A 14,441-nucleotide genomic window follows, 5' to 3' on the forward strand; every position below is an offset into this window, starting at 1 on the left:
GCCGCAGCGCGGTGTGTCCCCCATAAGCGCTCTGTCGGTCGCGTCCTCTAGCCTTCCGTGCAGTTCCCATGGGGGGTGCCGATGCGCAGGCCGGTCGATGGCGAGGTGTACGTCCACTACGGGCAGCTCTACGTCGTGAGCGGCGCTGAGCAGCCGGAGCTGGACGACGCCTTCGCCGGGCAGACGTCAGGGCTCTGCGGCGCCGCCGTGCCGGGCTTCCTGTGGCTGATCACCGGGCTGCACACCGGCGAGGTGGGCTTCACCGTGGAGATCCACGAGCACGCGCCGGAGCTGGACCCGGCATGGACGGACGTCGTGGAGGTGTCCTTTCGCCCGCAGGCCTCCCGCACGTTCCTCGAGCTGTGGGGCGGCCAAGACGCGTGGGACCTGGACCTCGCGCCGATCGACTACCGGGTGCGCTACTGCGCACGGGGAATGGACGAGGGAAACGCCCTGGACACACGGGTGAAAGGGCCGCAGGCGGACCGCTATCTGCTCCAGTTCTGGGCGGCCCCACCCGGACCCGATCGGATCGTGCGGCAGACGTCCGAGATCGCCGCCTACTGGCACCGATTCGCCCGTGCGCTTCCGCCGCCGCCCACGGCGGCCGAACGCGCCGGGGCCGAACGGCAGGCCCGCGCCGAGCGCAAGCGCGCCGACCACGAACGGCGACGCGAGGCCGAGCGGTACGCCTGGGGCGGCCGGTTGCCGACCGACGCCCTGCGCGCCGTCCCGAGCGCGTTGGGCCTGATGCGTTATGACGCCGACCTCGTGCACGCGCTCGATGCCGCGGGACCGGGCGTCCAGCGCAGGGTGGCCGCGTTCGCCGCCCGGAGCGCCGCCACGGCGGCCGGTCTCGCCGACCTCGACTGGGTCGCCCCGGCCCTCGCCGCGCTCGAAGGGGGACGTGCGCTCCCCTCCCCCTTCGACGACTGGGATCGCATGTTCCGGTCCCTGAGCGCCGACCCGAACGTCCCGAACCGCATGGTCGGCGAGGCCAAACCGGCTCCGGGCCGTCAGCGCGGGCTCGGCGTCGAGACCGCCGTCGTGTCCTCGGTGAAGAGCCCTCCGAAGAGGCGGCGGATCTCGCAACCGCACATGGCGCTGCCCGCGGTCTTCCACGCGGGTCGGCCCAACGCGCTCGAGGCGGCGATCGGAGCCGTGTCGGCCGCCGCGCACACGTACGGCGAGGACTACCCGGCGTTCCTCCGGGAGGTCCGGCAGGTCTGCGCCTCCCCCTCCCACGGTGATGCTTCCGGGGAAGACCCCGACGACGTCCCCGTGCCCGTCCAGGGCTCCGACGAGTCCGGCGTTCTGCCCGCGCCCGTCGTCCCCGAGGCCGTCGACGGGCTTCTCGACACGGAGCTCATCGACGGCGTCACCGTACGGATTCCGGCGCATCACGCCATGACGGTCGGCTGCGTGGTCCAGGTGGAGTGGGTCGTCGACCGTTCCACCACCGTCCGATGGGATCCGATCTCACAGCCGGAGACCCCGATGGAGTTCACCTTCGACGTCCAGGACGCCTACGCCGCCGCGTATCGGGGCGGTGTGGAGATCTCCTACACCCTGTTCCGTGACGAGGACACCGTCATCGCCAGGTCGAAGACGCTCAGCCTGAGCGTCCGCTAGAACCTAGTCCACCATGACGACGCCGAGCACGACGATGATCGTTATGAGCAGTCCCAGGATGAGTCCGACCGCTTGGGGCGTCAGCTTGTACCGCATCCGCTCCGGCGGCCGGAACCGCGCGGCCGGCTCCGTGCTCGACTCCCACCAGGTGACGACCCGCTGAAAATCCACCTGGAAATCGGGGTCGGGGTACTGGGTGCTGTGCTGGAGCGCGGGCAGTGAGCGACGCCGCCCGTCCGCGAGGGTGATACGAGCCGAGAGCGCCGTCCCCTGTTGGCTCTTGGTCTCGCGTACGTCGATCCACCGGATCTCCTGCCAAGAGTAGAGACGACCGCGCCCGAGGCCCCAGGAGATGGTTATTCCGGCCGCCCCGACCGTGGTTCCGCTCCGGCGTGCCATGGAGACGCCGAGACCGACGAGCGCGGCCGTCCCGCCCAGCAGCCAGCAGGAGCCCACGACGCCGAGTCGATAGAAGGCGAAAGCCCCTTCGACGGCCAACCAAAGACCCAGCGCCGCAAAATGCGGCCAGGACGGGTGATACCGATCTCTCCCCCGGAAACGCAGCTCGTTCACGGAGTGCACGCTACATCTCCGGTCCTCGCACGGATGAGCTGCCTTCGGGCGGGTGTCAGCAGGTCCGGCGGTAGGGAACGTCGGGGATGTACTTGTGCCATTCGGCCGGTGACAGTGGTCCGGTCTCGGTGCAGAGCCGCTGTCGCAGTCCCTGGGAGCCGATCAGGTAGGTGTGGAGCCGGCCGAGGCTGTCGACGCTGTAGAGGGTGGAGCCGTCGGCGGAATAGCCCATGGCCGCGACGAATCCGGCGGGAGGTGGGACGCGCGGGTCGGGGCTGGCCGGGGGGACGTAGAAGCCGGTGAGCGGTGCCCCGAGGGGCTGCCTGCTCTCCAGGTCCCAGATCTGGACGTCGCCGGCGTCGTCGGCGTCGGCGATCAGGCGGCCGTCGGGTGAGAACCGTGGTGAGCCCAGCTGGAAGGCCGTGCCGACGGTGATGTCGAACAGGTGCCGCCCCGTGGTGGTGTCCCACATCCCGAGCTTGTCGGGATAGTCCACCGAGGCGCCGACGCCGCCGGCCCCGAGGTCGTCGATTCTGATGGTCGCGTCGCCCGGCCGGATCAGGCGGCGGCCGGTGGGAATCTGGATCCGGCCCTGGTCGGGGCCGGACAGGACGTATCCGCCGTCCGGGCTGATCAGTATCCGGTCCTGGCCGAAGAACCCCAGGCCGCCTTTGACGCCGGGAGATGTGGCCAGGAGCCGCCCGGACCGCGCGTCCCAGAACCGGAGCACCGACGGGTACGAGAAGTCGAGGGTGACGAGGATCTTCCCGTCCGGCGTGAAGGCGGGGGGTTTGTCGGCGGGGGCGAAGGACGACGCGACCTTGATCGAGGCCTGCCTGGCGCCGGTGCGGGTGTTCCAGACCTCGATCTGGCCGCTGGAGCGCATGTCGGCCAGCAGTGTGCCGTCTCGGGAGAGTGTGTACGGGAGTTCTTGGTCGTGGCCTCGGGGCACGGTCAGGGTGGTGCGCCGGGTCCTGGAGGCGGTGTCCCAGATGTCCACGTGGTCGCCGTTTCGCACCGCGAGTGTCGAGCCGTCGCCGCTGAAGTTGAGCTTGAGGGCGTAGGCCTGGGTGGTGCCGAGCGGGATCGGGTCCAGGATCGTGCGCAGGGAGATGACGTTGACGAACCCTTGGGGGTCCACGCAGCGCATCGACTTGCCGGCGAGGTCGATGCGCTGGTCCAGGCAGGCGGGGTCGGTGTAACGGAACACCGGGACACCGCGCCTGTCGGCGGTGTCCCAGATCATGCTGTCGAGCAGGAGGTAGCGGCCGTCGCCGCTGAAGGCGGGCTCGCCGCCGCGCTGCTGGTCCTGCGGCACCGTGAGGTTCAACTCGGTCCTGCCGTCGCGCAGGAGTCTCAGCCGGTTCCCGTCGGAGAGTGCCAGGCGTCGGCCGTCGGGGCTGTAGGCGGCGCCCTGGTAGGCGCGGTCGAGGCGGGTCGACCTCGCCTTCCGCCCGGTGTGCAGGTCCCACAGGTCCATACGGCGGCCGGTGACGATGAGCAGGTGCCGTTCGTCGGGTGTGAACGTGAGCGCTGCGATGTCGGCCGGGGAGGTGTCGGCGGCCGGGATCCGCAGGACGGCTGCGCCGGTTCGGGTGTCCCAGGCCGCCGACCCGGTCTGGGACGGGGTGTAGAGGTAGCGGCCGGTGCGGCTGATGCTGATGTACGGACTGTCCGACAGCGGGATGGCGGCGCCGGTCGGCTGTCCGGAGGTGACGTCCCAGGTCCGTACGGTCCCTCCGCGGCTGGAGGAGACCCCGTCCCATTGGGCCAGCGCCGCCGTCCTGCCGTCCGCGGACAGACTCACCTGCTGAACGGCCGGGCCGGGAACGGTGATGGCGCGCCGTATCGTCCGGGTGTCGGTGTCGGTCACCAGGAGCCGGTGGTCTTTGGCGAAGATGATCGTGCGGCCGGTGGCGTCGACCGAATAGTGCCAGTCGCCGCTGGTGTCCCGGCGGTAGATGCCGGTGACGCCGTCGGGGCGGTACCGGCTCTCTTCCCACTGCTGGTACACCGTCTCCAGGGCGTTGCGGGTGTCGAAGGCACCGGGATCAAGGCCGGCGGCGGCCACGGCGAGGCGGCGGGCGGTGACCGGATCGCTGCGGCGCATGGTCATGGCGAGCGCGGTGACCTGGGTGGCGACGGCGTGGTCGCGTTGCCGGGTGACCGTCCGGTTTCGCGCGGCCAGGGTCTGCCGTTGAACGAAGACGACGGCGCCGGCGCCGGTCACGGCCACGAGCAGGACCGCCAGGGCGATGCTGAGCAGCGTACGGTTGCGGCGACGGCGCTTGTCCGCGGCCACTGAGGCGTCGAGATAGGCCCGCTCCACGGCGTTGGGCGTCGCGTGCCGCGGCCCGGACACCACCCAGGCGATCGCCCGGTCGAGCCGGGTGCCCTGAAGCAGGTCACCCGCCTTCCTGCCGTTGTCGGACCACGAGCGCGCCGCGTCGGCCAGGTCGTGGTGGGAGTTCAGCGCGGCGCCGTCATCGGCGGTCCACGCGCGCAATCTCGGCCAGGCGCGCACCAGCGCCGGAGTGGCCAGCGCGGAGTGGTTCTCGCCGCGGACCACCAGGCCGCCGCGCCGCAGCGCCTCCAGCAGCGCTCCCAGGACCTCCTCGTCGATCTCGCCGTCCAGGAAATCCGTGTCGGGGACCTTGCGGAGCGTGTGCCGCGCGTCGGGTGCCACTGAGATCATCCGTAGCAGGACCCGAGGCACCAGCACGCGATACTCGTCGGAAAGGTCCTGGTAGAGCTGCTCGGCGCGCTCGCCGAGGGCCGGCCGGTCGGCATCGGTCACCGTACGGTCCGGGTCGTCGGCCCGCCGCAGGCCGACGGCCAGCACCTGCTCCAGCGGCTGGTCGCCTTCCGAGGCGGGCGGGCCCACCAGGCCGGCGAGCAGCGTGGCGGCGGCGGGCCGGGCGGCCGGGTCGTGGGAGAGGGCGGCGCCGACCAGTGGCCGCAGCCGGTCCGGCAGGTCGTCCAGTAAGGGGCGGTGCGTGCGGACCTGGTGTTCGATCTCGTCGAGCTCCCTGCCGCCGAACGGTGGAGTCCCGGTCGCGGCGTACAGCACGATCGCGGCCCATGCCCACACGTCGACGGCCGCGGTGACCGGCCTGTGATCGAAGGACTCGGGCGCCATCCAGCGAGGCGTGCCCTTGACGTTGAGTGCGCTCAGCGACATGTCCGCGGCTCGGGCGATCCCGAAGTCGATGACGCGTGGCCCGTCCGGGCCGATGATCACGTTCTCCGGTTTCAGGTCGCGGTGGATGACACCGGCCTGGTGGATCGAGGCCAGGGCGGTGGCGATCCCGATGGCCAGGCGGATCAGAGCCTGCGGATCGTAGGCCCCGTTTCCGTCGACCTGGCTGCGCAGGGTCGGCCCCGGGATGTACTCGCTGACCACGAACGGCGGGGTGTGGTCGAGGTCGGCGCCGATGATCCGTGCCGTGCAGAACGGCTCCAGCCGCCGCAGCACCGCCACCTCGCGACGCATCTGGTGACGCGCCGCATCCGACAGGACGTCCACCCGCAACGCCTTGACCGCCACCCGGTGACCGGCGTCGTCATATCCCTCGTAGACCACACCCTGCGCTCCGGCGGCTATCCGCCGGGCCAGCCAGTAGTCCCCGAGCTGAGGCGGATCCCCCGCGAGCAACGGCTCCGCCACGGGCACCGCTCCTCTGACAACCTGTCACCCCGAATCGAAAGAACACTAACGGCCGTCCGCCCCTCACCGGAAGAGACGATCCACAGGGCGTACCTGAGCCGCCGAGAACACGCCGGGCCGGATCACGAGAACGCCCATCGCGGCGGGAGAGTGCGTCCACGGCCTCTCAGCCTGGACCTCGTCGCCGGACGGCCGGGCGCCGTCGTGGACACGGCTTCGGTGCGTCCGGCGGAGCCTCCGGTGCGTTCCGGTCCGACGCGAGGCGTGGTGCGCTGCCGGCGATCAGTGCCGCGACGAGCGCGAGCACGAGCCCGGCCGCGGTGACGAGGGTGAGGGGCTCCCCGAACATCACGGCGCCCCAGACGGAGGTGACGGGGGCGATGAAGAACATCAGGCCGTTGACCGGAGTGACACCGATGCGCCGGACCAGGAGCCAGTAGAGGCCGTAGCCGCCGAAGGTCGCAAGCAGGATCAGCCACACCATGGCGGTCCAGAACAGGGGCGAGGAAGGCGGGGTGGCGGTCCCCGTGGCGACGGCGAGGACGGTGAACACGATGGCCGAGGTGGTGCAGTGGATCGCCAACGCCTGCAAGGGTGGAGTGAGTACGTCGGCGCGGCGTTCGAGGATCGTGGACGCGATGAGGCTGAGCATCCCGGCGAAGGGGATCAGATAGGCCCACCGGGGAGCCTGAGCAGCGGGCAGGGCGGCGTCGGCCCAGGTGACCAGCACCGCCCCGACGAGCCCGAGCACCAGCCCCGCCCACTGACGGCCCGCCACGGCCACGCCGAGCAGCGGACCTACGAACGCGGCTGCGACGAGTGGCTGCACTCCGTCGATGAGAGCCGTGGTGCCCGTACTCACTCCGAGAGCGATGGCCCAGTAGACGGTGAGCAGGTAACCGGACTGTGAGAGAAGGCCGATGAGCACATGGCGTGCCGTGTCGCGGCCCGAGGGCAGTGGAGACCCTCCTCTGAGTCGTGTCAGCACGGTCGCGAGGAGAAGAACCACCGCCAGTGGCACGAACCGCCACATCAGGATCGTGGTGACCGGAGCTTCGGCCGCGCCGAGCTTCGCGCCGACGAACCCCGAGGACCAGCACAGGACGAACAAGGCCGCGAGGACGCCCGTCGACCAGGCCCGCGGTCCGCTCGGTATACCGATCTGTATACCCATGCCCTGTGACTATACAGGTCGGTATACCGAGGGCCGTATCCTGGATCCCATGAGCGAGGCCATCGACTGGACTCCCAAGGCGCACGCGGTACTCAAGGCCGCCTCCGAGCTCTTCTACGAGCACGGCATCCACGCCGTCGGAGTCGATGTCATCGCCAAACGCGCCGGAGTCACCAAGAAGACGCTGTACGACCGGTTCGGTTCCAAGGACCGCCTGGTCGTGGAGTACCTGACGGAGCGCGACAACCAATGGCGCGGCTTCCTCGACGCCCACCTGGCCCAGGCCGACCCGTCGCCGCGCGGCCAGATCGCCGCCGTCTTCAGCGCCTCGGCAGCATGGGCGCAGGAACGAGGGCGGAAAGGATGCAGCATGATCAACGCACACGCCGAGATCAGCGACCCCGCGCATCCGGCGTACTCCGTGATCGTGGGACAGAAGCGCAGGATGCTGGCCCTGTTCACCGATCTGGCCACCGCAGCCGGCGTCGCCGATCCTCGACAGGCCGGCGAGCACATCATGCTGCTCCACGAAGGAGCCGTCGTGACCGCCGGCATGCACGCCATCGAGGACGCCTTCACCAGCGCGGCCGTCGCCGCCTCCGCCCTCCTCAAGTGATGCGGCCCGCCTCGTCACGAGCTCCCCACCGGTGACGAGTGGTGCGGCCAGAAGGACCGCTCCGTGATTGACGACCGGCCTCGGTGAGCGGATATCGCCAGCGCCGGCACAAGGCCCCTTCCGAAGATCGGAAGGGGCCGGATGGTCGTCAGTAGATGCTCCACTCCTGCGACGGCGCCGGAGGGTAGTTCGCGTTCCACAGCGTCAGATACGTTCCGAGGGCGAAGCTGTCACCACGGTTGGTGATCATCAGGCCGCCGACCGAGGTGATGTTGTTGACGTAGATGGAGTACGTCTGAGAGGCGGCAGAAGTGGCACACGTCCACAGGGTCAGGACGGTGCCGGGGGTGGCGTACGCGTCGCCCTTTGCCGTAAGGCACTTGCCACTATGAGGGTTGTAGATCCGTCCGTCGCCGAGGTCGGTCCAGACCTGGCTGGGCGCCCCGGTACACGACCACACCGTGATGACGGTGCCGTTGGCGGTGCCATCGCCCTGGGGAGTCGCGCAGTAGTTCAGATTGCGCATATAAGTGACGGACGCGTTGGCCGTTCCCGCACCTTGCACGCTCAGGCCGGCGATGGCGCCGATGGCGCAAAGCGCTGCTGCGAGTTTGCGCGTCAAGGAACCAACACTCGCGCGCTTGAATGAGATCATGCTTTCTCCGCTCGTCGTGCTGTCACATCAAAGAGTCCGAGCGGGCCCCGAACGTAACGAACCCAGAATGTGACGTGCATCACAGTCGCCCGCGCGGCAGGTCAGCGCGGGAACGTGCGGAGACAAAAAGGGTCGGCGAGCGACTCGTAGCCTGAAGCCGGGCGGACAGGTGAGCACCCGACACCCGCTCGTCGGCACGAGCGCACGTTCAGGACGAGCGTGAGAGCGGCCGGCGGATCACTACGCCTGGTGGCGCGAGGAGCGAACCGACCCCAGTACAGCGAGTGGAATACTTCACACGCGGACTACGGAATCTGTCGGATCACTCCCCGCCGGTCGCCTGAACGAAATCACGCAGGCGCCGTAGGAGCGTTTCCGGCTGTTCCTCAGCGATCCAATGGCCCGAATTCTCGATCGGTCGGACAGTAACGGTTTCTGCGACCTCCGAGAGCATCTCCTCGGCCATCGGCAGATAGAAGCTCGCGGTCCCGCCGAGCCCGAGCACGGGCATCTTGAGCTTGCCCTTCTCTGACAGGATGCGCCGATTGTCATCTGCGTCCTTCTCGAAAGCCCGAAAGAGCTCGAGGCCCGCTCGCATGGCTCCGGGAGCCGTGTAGTCGGCCACATATCGCTCCGCGTCCGACAGCGAAATCGCATCGGGGTTCGCACTCAACTTGACATAGAAAGATCGCAGATACGGAAACTCGCTGCCGGCGATGAGCGTCTCGGCGACGTTGTCCGGTGCGCCGTGGAAGTGAAAATGCCAAAGCCTGGCCTTACTGAACCTGGTCGTCGCCACACTCTGGAATGCTTCTGTGCCCGGAATCGGCGCCTCCATGAGCACGAGACGCTCGACGTCTTCCGGGTAGAGGGAAGCGAACGCATAGGCGACCAGCATCCCGAGGTCGTGACCGACAAGGGTGATCGGGTTCTCCACCCCGAGATGATCGAGCAACGCCCTGAGATCGCCTGCCATCGTCTGCTTGTCGTAGCCGCCCTCGGGCTTCGACGACCCGCCGGCCCCTCGATAATCAGGAGCCACGACGAACCAGCCATCGGAACGAAGGGGCTCCATGATGAGACGCCATTCCCACCAGGTTTGGGGCCAACCATGCAACAACATGATCGTTCGACCATCCCCACCATTGCCCGGCGGTGTGCCCGCGGTCACGTAGTGGATTCGGACACCCTCCCCCTCGAACATGTCGTGATGGAGTTCCTGCATTGCCGCACCTCCTACCAAGAACCGGCCGCCCAGATGCCGGCTACGCCTCGCGCACACGCTCCAGGATGTGATCGGCCCAGACATCAGGTGCTTCCAGCGGGCTGAAATGCCCGACGTTCTTCATGAAATGGAGTGTGTAGTCACTGTAGAAGTCGGACAGCGTATCGCTCCATTCCGGCGGAAAGAGCGGATCCTTGTCGGGCCAGAGGATGGTGATGGGCTTAGAGAACCTGTCAGCGGGATCCGGCTTTTTCTCGTTGGCGTAATAGGTGATGGGGTTCCCCTCCGGGAAGCGGAACCACATGACGCCGGCCACGAAAGCACCCGGGGCAGAGTGGTTCTCGGTCAGATGGTCCAGCAGTTCGTCCACGACGTGGGAGCCTGGAGCCGACCAGTTCTGCAGGTTCTCCTTCAACGCGGCGCGGACGGCATCCGGCTTGCCGTCGATGAGATCCTCCACCAGCGTCGTCTTGTAGAGGATCGCGTGGAGGAAGGCGTTGACCGCCTCCTCCTCCAGAATCCGCCGGCCGACCCCCATCGTCGGTGGCGCGATCACCAGAGATCTAGCGAGATCGGGTCGCTTCACCGCGATCGTCTGGACGGTGAAGCTGCCCACGTCGTATCCGCACAAGACCGCGTTGCTGATGCCGAGTTCGTCGATCAGAGCGATGACGCCGTCCACCTGCCCGGACAAGGCGTAGGCGTTGCCCACGTCCTCCAGGTGTTTGTCCGACTTGCCGTAGCCTCTCAGATCGGGGACGACCACGTCAGCGGAGGGGGTCAGCAGGGGCAGCAGCTTGGAGTACTCCTTGTTGTCGCCCGGATTGCCGTGTACGAGGACTACCGGCCGGCCTTCTCCAGATCGCAGGTAGTGCAGGCGGAAACCATTCGTCGGCTTCGAGAACGGCATGCTCCGACCTCCGAACTCCTACAGCCGTATCGGCTCTGTGTGGTGGTGATCGCTAGGAAAGAGTCGCCGGGGCACCATTGGCCTCCCCCGTCCAGATCCCGCAGGAACCGGCAAGTCCACCAAATCGCCGCAGATCTTCTCGGGCCTCCGCCGCTCTACGCGGTCCTGCGATCCAGTTCACTGGCCTCGACATGACGAAGGCCCTGCCACAACCAGCCGCGCGCCCGGCCCGAGGGCCGAGTGGTCGCCCGGCGGCCCGCACGGCGGGGCGCCCTTGAAGACGTAGACGGCTACAGACGATGATCGGGCGGGGTGCGGTACGCCCTGGCAGATAGGCTGCGAGCGTCCGTGGATGCCTGGAGCGAGCTTCGGATCAGGAGCGGCTTGATGCGCTGACGGCGTCGTGGAGTGACCGGTGGGGCGGGGCACCGTCTGCTCAACTCGGGCTGATCCCTTCTGGCTCAGGCGTTCGGGGGCATCGACTGCGCGCATTCGGCGACTCTGGTCGTGATCCGCACGTCGTCCTCGACGGACACCGGATAGTGCCCCCTAGTTCGGTCGCTGAAAGCCGCCGATCTTCTGCTCGAGCAGTTCGGCCAGCCGCAGCGGGGTGCGGTCCTCGAACATCGGACCGATGAGCTGCACTCCCACCGGCAGGCCCTCAGGGGACCGGCCCGCTGGTATGGCGGTGGCGGGCAGGCCGGGCATGGTGGCCAGGCCGGCCCAGACGAGCTGGTCGAAGAAGGGGTACTCGACGCCGTCGATGTCGATCCGGCGTCCCAACAGATCGGGATCGTGGTCGTGCGGGAACGCGGGAGTGGGCGTGATCGGACACACCACGGCATCGAACTCGGCGAAGAGCCGCCGCCAGCCGTGACGGTGGAGCTCGCGACGGTTGTCCGCCTCCATCCAGTCGCGGTGGCTGAACACCATCCCGCGCAGCCGCGCCGCGTCGAGGCTCTGGTCGTCCGCGCTCAGTCCGGCGGCGCGGGCCCGCAGCTGCTCGTACGCTTCGACGGGAAAGCGCGCAACCGAGCCCGAGAACAGCAAGTGCGTGTAGAGCACCGCGGCTTCGGCCAGATCGGGCAGCAGCGGACTGCGCCGTTCGACGCGGGCACCGCCGTCGGCAAGCGCGTCGGCCACCCGGTTCACGCCCGCCCGCACAGCCGACCCGGTCGGAATGCACGGATGCTCGTCGAGGAGCAGGACCCGAAAATCGCTGAGCCGCTCGTGGCGCGCGGGCGGCAGCGTCAGCTCGTACGCCACGCCGAGCGTCAGCGGGTCCGGTCCGGCCATGACGTCGAGCAGGACCGTGAGGTCGCGGGCGCTGCGCGCCATCGGACCGACGACGGCGAGATCGAGGTCGACCGGCAATGCCCGCCCGGTCGGCGGGACCATACCGCGATTCGCCACCAGCCCGAGCGTCGGCTTGTGCGCGTAGACACCGCAGAAATGCGCGGGGGTGCGCAACGAGCCGCCGATATCGGAGCCGATGGACAACGCGCCGAACCCGGACGCCAGGGCCGCCGCCGATCCGCCGGAGGACCCACCCGACGTACGATCGCGATCCCACGGGTTGTTGGTGGTGCCATAGATCGCGTTGAAGCTCTGCAGATCCTGCAGCCCCAGGGGCACATTGGTCTTACCGAGCACCACCGCCCCGGCGGCCTTGAGCCGTGACACCTGGACCGCGTCCTCGGCCGGCACATAGTCCCGGTGCTGCGGCATGCCCCAGGTCGTGGGCAGCCCGGCCATGTCGTAGGACTCCTTGACCGTCACCGGGATACCGAGCAGCGGCCGGGCCTCACCGCGGGCGCGCGCCTGGTCGGCATCGCGCGCGGCGGCCCGCGCCCGGTCGAAGTCCGGCACACAGATCGCGTTGATCGCCTCGTCCTCCCTCTCGATACGGGCGATCGCCTCGTCGGTCAGCTCCGCCGAGGTCACTTCACCGGCGCGCAAGGCAGCCGTGAGCTCTTCTGCCGTCTGAAAGTTCCACTCCATGAATTCGACCGTAACGACCTTTTGAAAAGGCCATGAAATTTTTCTTCGCGCAACTCATCGCGGCATGTGAGTGAACTGGTCCGGTGCCGTGCCATCATGCGGCGAGCCACTGGCGGATCAGTGAGAAGTCCGACTCGGTAAGGCCGGCATGCGGGTCGATTCGGTGCAGTAACGCTCTGCCCGCATGGTGAGTCGCGACCCACCGCCGATCGGCATCGGTCATCTCGTCATCGAGCCAGTGCTGAAGAGCACCGGACGGCGGCCGTCAGCACCACCTGGAAGATGTCAGTATCGGACAGGCCATGGCGGTGCAGCTCAGCGAAATCGGCGGCGATGACTTCCACCGTCTCGGCATGGCACCGTCCTTCGGGCTCCTCGAGGTCGGACACGTAGGTGGCGTACTCCTCGCGCCCAAGGGGACGCGTCGCTCCCGATCTCAGGGTCCGCCGACTCTCAGACCGCCACAACGGCTTGGCGCCTGAGGTGTTCGATCAGCCGCCCTCCGATGACGGATCGAACCGCGCCCCGCGCGTACGGCATCATGAGCGCGCCCACGGCACCTTCGCCTCAAGGGCGGTGTGCGCGGAGACCGTCGACGAGGATCGACAGGAGCCGCGCCCCTCGTGCGTCGAGTTCGGCATCGTCCAGCCGTGACAACCAGCTGATGAGCACGATGACGTCGCGGGCTTCGGCATCGGCGCGGACGCTGCCGACCGAGCGACCGGCAGCCAGCAGCAGTTCCACCGCCTCACCGATCGGGCCGAGGCTGTGGGCAGCGAGGTCACGCCACGTCGCCGCCTCGACGGCGGCGAAGACGTCGCGCTTGACCCGCGCGTAGGCGGCCACCCGGTCGAACCACGCCGCCAACGCATCCAGCGGCTGGTGAGTCTCCAGCAGACGCGGAGCCGCGGCGACCAGATCCTCCACCTCATGCCGGTACACCTCGACAAGGAGGTCCTCACGTGTGGGGAAGTGCCGATACAACGTGCCCTGCCCGATGCCGCAGGCCTTCGCGACCGCGTTGAGCTTCAGCTCTCCCGGCTCGTGCACGAGATCGCGCGCCGCTTGAAGGATCCGTTCGCGGTTGCGCTGTGCGTCGGCACGTCGCGTTCCGCCGCTCTTGACAGAAGCGGACACATGTCCGCTATGGTCATCGATGTAACCGGACATGTGTCCATTCTAGGCGGAGGATCCTCATGACCATCCACAGCAAGGTCGTCGCCATCACCGGCGCAAGCAGCGGAATCGGTGAAGCAACGGCTCGCCACCTCGCCTCACTCGGTGCGACCGTCGTCCTCGGCGCCCGCCGCACCGACCGGCTGGACCGGCTGGTCGCCGAGATCGAAGCCGCCGGCGGCGAGGCGGCCGCCACGCGCGTGGACGTCACCGATCCCGACGACCTCCAGTCGCTCGTCACCCTCGCCGTCGAGCGCTTCGGCCGTCTGGACGTCTTGGTGGGCAACGCCGGGATCAGCAGGATCAGCTCCATCGCCGACCTGGACGTCGAGGGCTGGTCCGCGATGGTCGACGTGAACGTCAAGGGGATCCTGCACGGGATCGCCGCAGCCCTGCCGGTGTTCCGCCGTCAGGGCAGTGGTCACCTCGTCACCGTCGTCTCGACCTCCGGCCTGAAGATCGTCCCCACTCAGGCGGTGTACGCCGGGACGAAGAACGCGGTACGCACCCTCCTGGAGGGCCTGCGGCAGGAGAGCACCGACGGGGTTCTGCGGACGACGTCGATCTCCCCGGGGTACGTCCGCACCGAGCTCATCGACAACGCCGTCGACGATCCCGCCGTGCTCGAGCAGGCCAGGCGGAACATGGCCGATCTCGGTATCGACCCCACGGCGGTGGCTCGGGCGATCGCATTCGCCATCGACCAACCCGACGACGTCGAAATCGGGGACCTGACCATTCGACCGACTCGCCAGGGCTGACTGTCGGCGCTACCGCCTGGCTACGAACCGCGCGCTGGACCTCAACGGTGT

12 protein-coding genes are annotated in these 14,441 nt (G+C 68.5%); 3 read left to right on the top strand and 9 right to left on the bottom strand.

Annotated elements, in window-relative coordinates; genetic code table 11:
* Positions 1 to 57 precede the first annotated feature (57 nt).
* On the top strand, positions 58 to 1,632 hold the full coding sequence (locus tag NDW01_RS07435) for a hypothetical protein (RefSeq protein WP_252818016.1): 1,575 nt from the start codon (positions 58 to 60) through the stop codon (positions 1,630 to 1,632).
* A 3-nt stretch (positions 1,633 to 1,635) separates the two neighbouring features.
* On the opposite strand, the gene NDW01_RS07440 is transcribed toward NDW01_RS07435, so the two are convergent.
* The 3 genes from NDW01_RS07440 to NDW01_RS07450 all read right to left on the bottom strand — a co-directional run bounded on the left by NDW01_RS07440 (position 1,636) and on the right by NDW01_RS07450 (position 7,046).
* Positions 1,636 to 2,130: a PH domain-containing protein gene (locus NDW01_RS07440; protein ID WP_252818019.1), complete on the bottom strand. Its 495-nt coding sequence runs from the start codon at positions 2,128 to 2,130 to the stop codon at positions 1,636 to 1,638.
* 130 nt (positions 2,131 to 2,260) lie between these two features.
* A complete protein-coding gene (locus NDW01_RS07445) occupies positions 2,261 to 5,872 on the bottom strand; it encodes a WD40 repeat domain-containing serine/threonine-protein kinase (RefSeq protein ID WP_252818022.1) in 3,612 nt (1,203 codons plus the stop codon).
* A gap of 166 nt (positions 5,873 to 6,038) precedes the next feature.
* Positions 6,039 to 7,046 carry a DMT family transporter gene (locus NDW01_RS07450; RefSeq protein ID WP_252818025.1) on the bottom strand — a complete coding sequence of 336 codons (1,008 nt, stop codon included), beginning with the start codon at positions 7,044 to 7,046 and terminating at the stop codon, positions 6,039 to 6,041.
* Positions 7,047 to 7,095: 49 nt separating this feature from the next.
* Between NDW01_RS07450 and NDW01_RS07455 the strand changes: the two genes are divergently transcribed.
* Entirely contained in the window at positions 7,096 to 7,662 is a 567-nt protein-coding gene (locus tag NDW01_RS07455; protein WP_252818028.1) for a TetR/AcrR family transcriptional regulator, read from the top strand.
* Positions 7,663 to 7,810: 148 nt separating this feature from the next.
* On the opposite strand, the gene NDW01_RS07460 is transcribed toward NDW01_RS07455, so the two are convergent.
* From NDW01_RS07460 to NDW01_RS07485, 6 genes are all read right to left on the bottom strand, one after another.
* Positions 7,811 to 8,317, bottom strand: a complete 507-nt coding sequence (locus NDW01_RS07460) for a ricin-type beta-trefoil lectin domain protein (RefSeq protein WP_252818030.1) — start codon at positions 8,315 to 8,317, stop codon at positions 7,811 to 7,813.
* Between the two features lie 322 nt (positions 8,318 to 8,639).
* Positions 8,640 to 9,542, bottom strand: coding sequence for an alpha/beta fold hydrolase (locus NDW01_RS07465; protein ID WP_252818033.1), 903 nt, complete (start codon positions 9,540 to 9,542; stop codon positions 8,640 to 8,642).
* A 40-nt stretch (positions 9,543 to 9,582) separates the two neighbouring features.
* Positions 9,583 to 10,452 carry an alpha/beta fold hydrolase gene (locus NDW01_RS07470; RefSeq protein WP_252818036.1) on the bottom strand — a complete coding sequence of 290 codons (870 nt, stop codon included), beginning with the start codon at positions 10,450 to 10,452 and terminating at the stop codon, positions 9,583 to 9,585.
* Between the two features lie 549 nt (positions 10,453 to 11,001).
* On the bottom strand, positions 11,002 to 12,453 hold the full coding sequence (locus NDW01_RS07475; RefSeq protein WP_252818038.1) for an amidase: 1,452 nt from the start codon (positions 12,451 to 12,453) through the stop codon (positions 11,002 to 11,004).
* Positions 12,454 to 12,680: 227 nt separating this feature from the next.
* Positions 12,681 to 12,842, bottom strand: coding sequence for a hypothetical protein (locus tag NDW01_RS07480; protein ID WP_252818040.1), 162 nt, complete (start codon positions 12,840 to 12,842; stop codon positions 12,681 to 12,683).
* Positions 12,843 to 13,020: 178 nt separating this feature from the next.
* Positions 13,021 to 13,623: a TetR/AcrR family transcriptional regulator gene (locus NDW01_RS07485; RefSeq protein ID WP_252818043.1), complete on the bottom strand. Its 603-nt coding sequence runs from the start codon at positions 13,621 to 13,623 to the stop codon at positions 13,021 to 13,023.
* A 26-nt stretch (positions 13,624 to 13,649) separates the two neighbouring features.
* On the opposite strand from NDW01_RS07485, the gene NDW01_RS07490 reads away from it, so the two are divergent.
* Positions 13,650 to 14,390, top strand: coding sequence for an SDR family oxidoreductase (locus NDW01_RS07490; RefSeq protein ID WP_252818045.1), 741 nt, complete (start codon positions 13,650 to 13,652; stop codon positions 14,388 to 14,390).
* Positions 14,391 to 14,441 lie beyond the last annotated feature (51 nt).

It is taken from the genome of Actinoallomurus soli, assembly GCF_024055715.1.
GTDB classification, from domain to species: domain Bacteria; phylum Actinomycetota; class Actinomycetes; order Streptosporangiales; family Streptosporangiaceae; genus Actinoallomurus; species Actinoallomurus soli.